The sequence below is a fragment of the Streptomyces sp. NPDC050388 genome, from assembly GCF_040655635.1.
Lineage (GTDB): Bacteria > Actinomycetota > Actinomycetes > Streptomycetales > Streptomycetaceae > Streptomyces.
Genome location: NZ_JBFAKH010000181.1, coordinates 1 through 5888, shown reverse-complemented (window position 1 = coordinate 5888; position 5888 = coordinate 1). Strand labels below are relative to the sequence as shown.

At 64.6% G+C, this 5888-nt stretch carries 4 protein-coding genes; 3 read left to right on the top strand and 1 reads right to left on the bottom strand.

From position 1 onward, the window contains the following. Positions 1 to 124: 124 nt before the first annotated feature. The 3 genes from AB0I73_RS39970 to AB0I73_RS39960 all read left to right on the top strand — a co-directional run bounded on the left by AB0I73_RS39970 (position 125) and on the right by AB0I73_RS39960 (position 3659). A complete protein-coding gene (locus AB0I73_RS39970) occupies positions 125 to 709 on the top strand; it encodes a hypothetical protein (RefSeq protein ID WP_363045304.1) in 585 nt (194 codons plus the stop codon). 254 nt (positions 710 to 963) lie between these two features. Continuing rightward, a complete protein-coding gene (locus AB0I73_RS39965; RefSeq protein ID WP_363045303.1) occupies positions 964 to 2973 on the top strand; it encodes a hypothetical protein in 2010 nt (669 codons plus the stop codon). Between the two features lie 50 nt (positions 2974 to 3023). Further along, entirely contained in the window at positions 3024 to 3659 is a 636-nt protein-coding gene (locus AB0I73_RS39960) for a hypothetical protein (RefSeq protein ID WP_363045302.1), read from the top strand. A gap of 483 nt (positions 3660 to 4142) precedes the next feature. On the opposite strand, the gene AB0I73_RS39955 is transcribed toward AB0I73_RS39960, so the two are convergent. Next, on the bottom strand, positions 4143 to 5375 hold the full coding sequence (locus AB0I73_RS39955) for a hypothetical protein (RefSeq protein ID WP_363045301.1): 1233 nt from the start codon (positions 5373 to 5375) through the stop codon (positions 4143 to 4145). Positions 5376 to 5888 lie beyond the last annotated feature (513 nt).

Below are 5888 nucleotides of genomic sequence, written 5' to 3'. Positions count from 1 at the left end.
GCTACCTGACCCCGCTGGAGATCCGGCAGCGGCACGAGCAAGGACACGCCCTCGCGGCGTAAGCATCGAGTGTCCAACGTCACGGGGAAAGTCCAAGGACACCGGAGATGGAGCCATCTTCGTCATGCCGGCCAAGGACATCGCATGGCTGGTCGACCCGCTGCTGGAACACCTGCACACAGCGCTCGTCCGGTACGACCGTGAACGGCTCGCCAACGCACCAGCGATCCGACTGCGTGCCGCTGTGCACGTCGGCCCGCTCGCCCTGCCCGACCATCGTGGCGATGCCATCAACGAGGTGTGCCGACTGCTCGACAGCCAGGTCGTGCGCGCGGGCCTCACCGTGGCCCGGGAACACCGAGGCGGCTTTCTGGCCGCCGTCGTCTCAGAGGCGGCGTTCCGGCGGACCGTCCGCGCGGGACGCACGCCGGACCTCGACGAGGAACACTTCCTCCGCGCCACGGCGCGGGTGCACGGCAAGACATTCGAGGAACCGTGCTGGCTGTTCGTACCCCAGATGACACCGCAAGCCCTCGCACCGCTCATCAGCCCGGAGCCCCTCGGAGGCGGGGGCGGAACAATTGCGCCGACGTCGCCGGCCGGCTCGAACAGCCCGGCTGGTGCCGTCTTCCAGTTCACCGGCGAAATGACCGACACCACCGTGATGAACACGGTCGGAACGATGCACATCGACCGGCGCCGGATCTGACCGTGCCCGTGCCCTCGCACCGAGCCGCATCGAAAGGAACCAGAGAGCGCATGTCCGATGACCGTTCCCCTTTTCCGCGCCGCTCTCCCGACGAGCTCGAGTCTCCGTCGACGGGAGCGGATGGCATGGCTCGGCGTCCGCCGGACCCAAGCAGTAGCGCCCCTGAAGGCACGGAGACCGTTGGCGCCAGCCGGGCCGCCCCGGCAGCGTTCGTCGTGCCCCTCGTACCGGACACTGGGCCGGCACCGATCACGGTGAACCGTCCGGAGTTTTTCGTCAACCACGCCGACAAGATCATCAACGAGACCCGCAAACCGGGCATCCTCGAAGGCTCCACGCTTTCTCGTCACCGGATCAAGCAGGAGCCGATCGCCCGCGAAGGCCAATGGGCCGAAACGTGGCAGCATGCTCTGGATCCGGCGGGGTTACACCCGCGGAAGCACGTACTGATCATCGTCGCCCCGCGGTCGTACGGATCGACCACCCTGACCCTGCACCTCCTCGCCGAGCACACGGGCGAGGAGACCGACATCGTGAAACTGGACGCGGACTGGAAGACACCCAAAGTGGGCTGGCTTCCCGCCGAGGAGCGCCACGCCTACCAGGTCGACCTCAAGGACCCTGAGCACGACCGGATCGCGGCCGATTTCCTCACCATGCTGGAAGAGCATGCCGGACTTCTGGAAAAGCTGGGCTCCTACCTCGTCCTGAATGTGGCCAAGGACCTCTGGACTGACCACTACGTCCCGGTCCAGTCAGGCATTCACGTCGTCCACCTCAACGAGCCGCCTCCTGCCCAGAGTGTCGTGGAGGCCCGGCTGAGGGCTCGCAAGGCCCCCGGCCTGGTTGCATACCTTCACTCCGTCGACAAGACCAAGGCTTCGCTAAACCATCTCGACGCCGTGGAAGCGGCCCGCACGGCGGACTCGATCATGTTGGCGTGGCGGGAACACGAACGGCTGACTGACACGTCGCTCCCCATGGACGTCCCATCATCGTGGTCCGCGCTCGATGCCGGACTGGCCGAACGGATCACGTCCGCCCTGTCCGACTGGCGGGACAAACTCGACATCCTGTTCGGGGAGACGGTCTCCGTGCATGGAGGCAAGGACACGTCGCTGCCACTGGAGGACCGCTGCCTTCTCCTGGCCCTCGCCGTGCGCCAATCCGCTCCGATGCCCGAAGTGTCCAAGGCCGCCCGGGACCTGCAGCAAATCATCAGCATCGACGCCGTCGGCGGGAGCGGCTTCGCCTCGACGGCAAGTGCAGCATTCGCCGGCCGTGGGTTGCGCCGCCGTGTCGTCGATGCCAGCGCCGGAGTTGGCAGCCACGACGAAGTCGTCTTCGACCAACCCGGCTACGGCAGGGCCATCCTGACCTATGTCTGGGACAACTACGAGGTCATGCGCGAGCCCTTGCTGAAGTGGCTCACGTCCGGGGACGGCAGCGAGGCGAATGAGCACGTCGTGGATGCCATCGCCGCTCTGACCCTGCGGCACGGAAACATCGGCCATCTCGTCCAACTCGGATCCCCGACCTACCCGGTGAAGAAGGAACTCCTCAGCGCACTCCTGGTCCAGGCCGTCCAGGACGAGCACGTCGGCCGCCAGGTATGGAGCGTTCTGTATGGCTGGGCATCGGTCAAGGAACGCGCGACCACCGTGGTGGCCACCTGCCGACAGGTCTTGAGCACCCCAGATGTCACCTCTTCTCAGGCCAGGATGGCCATGGTCCGCCTACGGCGAGCCGCCAACAGCGGGCACGAATCAGCCTGGTCTGGGGCCCTCAAAGCCTTCGCCGAGCAGGCTCAGCACCCCGCCGGGATGGCGCGGCTCATCACCGAAGTACGCACATGGCAGCAGTCAGGTCGGTCCCGCGGGGCCGGCACCGCGGCCTTCCTGGCCCTGATGTCCGTACCGGGCACCACCCCATGGCTGCTGTCCGACGAAGTCCCTTCCGAAGTAGACGTAAAGCGGGCACTGCAGGACCTGTTGGGAGACATCGATACGGCTCCCGACGCCATCAACCGCCTCACCACATGGATCAGGCAGTCGGCAACCGACCCCGACACCTACGCCCGCGTCCGCGACGGGTTGCTCCCCGTCCTGCGCGGCCAAAAGATCTTCAAGGCTTCCGTGAGCCTGATGCAGGCACTGGAGCACGTCTCAGTCGACGGGGAGAAAAACGCGGCCAACGACTTCTGGGACCGTCTCGTAGACCCGCGCGTCCGCACGGTGATTCAGCTCAACAGGGACCCGGCGTGAGGTGGTTCTGGCAGCACCGGGCCCGTACGATCCACTGCACCCAGCCACGGATGCTCCGCTGCGCGACCCCCGGTATCCACTTCGAGGCCACGTTCACGATCGAGTGGCGCCCCGCGTTACGGACCCGGCCCAATCTCGAAGACCTCGTACTCAGCCAGACCCTAGCGCGGGCCAGCGAGGTTGCACAGCTCTTCCCAGCCGTCGAGGTGCGCACCGCGCAGGACACCATCAACGCCGAGCTCGGCGCCCCAGAACACACCCGCGCCACCGGGTACCGGTGCCTGGCTGCCCGTGTGGAACTGGCGCTCTCGGAGAACGCACGGGAAGACCTTGCTCAACAGCAGGCAGACGAGGCACGGGTACGGCGGCTGCGGTTCCTCCGCACGAACCTGTACGAGCAACCCGACCTTTTCGTGCTGGACCGGATCGAAAAGCAAGGCGATTGGCCGGGCGCTCAGCAGGTTGCCGAATGGCAGCGCCTGGCACGGTGGATGGTCGCGGCTGACGAATGGTGGCAGCCCATGCTCGACCAGTGGGAAAAGGTTGGCCAAGGCTTCAACGACATTGAGCTACAGAACCGGGCTATGCTCGCGCTCTGCGACGCGCTCCAGAAGCTGAAGGGCGATGACTCGCCGGACGACTCCTCCGTCGCTTCTCGTGCTGCGGAAGGGCGGCGCAAGGAATGAGCCCCACGCTGTGGCGGATCGTCCTGGACCCTGTCTCTTCCTGGCGTGCACTTCGCCTGCAACGCGAAGCGGGCAGCCAATTGTCATTCGATGCAGCCTGGCGGCAGGCACGGATGCTGGCTGCGCCAGACGAAATGGTCTACCGGCTGCACGGCCACCAGTTCCCCATCGAGGACGAGGGAGGTCCTGCACAACCAGACGCAAAGACGTACCGCCGTCCGTAAGCACCTGTTCATCATTGGGCAGGATCTCTGCTTGACCAGGCACAACGAGCACGACAGGTAGCGGATCCGGCCGTGAAAAGGAGCGCAGAAGGCATCGCTCACCGACAGCGGGGTCTCCGTGTGGGGTGCGGACGTAATGCCCACACCTCACCGATGGCCTCGCCCACGCCCCAACGCAGGAGAGGCCGAGGAGCCTCGATAGGGCTACCGGTTCAAGTAGTTGTCAGTGGAATCCAATGCGGGACGGCGGCCAATCACCTCACACCGCGCTGCCACTCTCATCCCTCGCACGCGCCTCAAGTGCTACTTCAATGGCCGATACCGCTTCGGTCAGACTTCGGAAGACCTGGGCGCTTCGCTCAAGCCGCTTGGCCCCACGCGCCAGCGGTTCACGCATCTGCCGCTCGCATACGACGAAGTCCGAGTAGCCTGCGGCACAGGAGAGATAGACCATGTCGATCACATCGTTGGGTTTCCATGTAGTGCCACGGTTGAGGTGGCGCTCATGGAGCATCTCTCGGAAGAGGCCCAAGGCCGGAAGCGAGCTCATTTTTTGAACGAGCTGAGAGCCCGTGCCCCATGCCTTCAGTTGCTCCGGCGTCATCCCTGTGGCAAAGGATTCCTCCGCCACCTTGTTCTGCAGGTCACCGATAAGCCATGCGTCGATCGCCTTGCGCTTCTGCTGAGCATCGCCGCCGTGAGCGTCCAGCCAGTCACTGAACTTCTGGTTCGCCTCTGTCCAACCGACCTCAGGACCACGTTCCCCTCCTTCAGAGTCTAGCATCGTATCGATCAGACTCAAGGCGGAAACCAGCGCCTCGTGTTGGAATGCTGCCTGAGGTGGAAAGTCTGCCGGAGCCGGAGGCGCGACAACGCCTCTCGAGGCGGAATGGAGTGTATTCGGCTCCAGCGTGACGACCGGCGCCACGATCTCGGATTGTCCGATCTCAGCACGGAACATCAGACGGAGTTCGTCCCTCCACACCTGCAGGGGGTCTCGCAGCTGCCACCCTCTGCTGAACTGTAGTATGGACAAGCCAAGTCGGTAGCGCCCCTCCGCATTCGACCATTTGGTCGTCTCGTAATAGTGACCCGATGAAGCAGGAAGGATGATCTTTCGTTCTGCCGACCACTGCACAAGTCGAAGAGCCGCGGCTCGGTCATCAGATGTACCGCTCTGCTGCCCACTCATCGCGTCACTCACAAGGCGCCATTTGTTCTGATCCAGATAGATGACCAGCCGACCGGCCAGCTGGTCGCTGCGGTCAAAACAGGGAAGTTCGAACACGATACTGTCGCCCTTGAGTGTCTCCACAACCAAGCCTTCAAAGCTCGGCGGATAGGAGACCCGCCTCAGCAGACTTGTAGGTTCGAATAGGGGGCTACGCAGCGGCAAACGCGCCTCCTTTCCATCAGATCGAACCAGTACGAAGGTGTCGGAACCCCGATCGACTGAGATCATCACAACAGAAAGATCATCTTCGTTCTCCATCAGACCATGATGCACATCGCATCGACTCTGACGAAGTGCCGGCCCGGTGAGAGGCCCCGACATCTCACTCACGCGAAGGCCGCCCCTGCCCAAAGGCCGACCGCCAGGCTGCCGCCCAGGTTGGGCAGCTCGATGCTCCGGTCCCAGCTACCCGCGGTCACCCCGGAGGCAACCGCCAGCAGGATGCCCGACTTGCTCTCGGCGGTGACGGAGTCGTTGCAATCCTCGATCGCCCCGCAGGGCGACCGCCACCCTTGGGGCCGGACAGTCGGGCGAGGAGCTGCGTCCAGTTGCGATCCTCGGCAGCCCCGGGGGCGATCGCCATCCTGGGCCGTGGGTGAGGTCATCACCGCGGCCAGGATGTTGCGATCCTCAGTCGACCCGAAGGAAGACTGCGATCCGAGTGGGAAGCCGGCGAGTGGACTTTCCCCGTGACGTTGGACACTCGATGCTTACGCCGCGAGGGCGTGTCCTTGCTCGTGCCGCTGCCGGATCTCCAGCGGGGTCAGGTAG

Bases quoted from the DNA above. Each gene is read 5' to 3' on its own strand.
- AB0I73_RS39960 (WP_363045302.1), top strand. From the start codon at position 3,024: ATGCTCCGCTGCGCGACCCCCGGTATCCACTTCGAGGCCACGTTCACG.
- AB0I73_RS39955 (WP_363045301.1), bottom strand. From the start codon at position 5,375: ATGGAGAACGAAGATGATCTTTCTGTTGTGATGATCTCAGTCGATCGG.
- AB0I73_RS39970 (WP_363045304.1), top strand. From the start codon at position 125: ATGCCGGCCAAGGACATCGCATGGCTGGTCGACCCGCTGCTGGAACAC.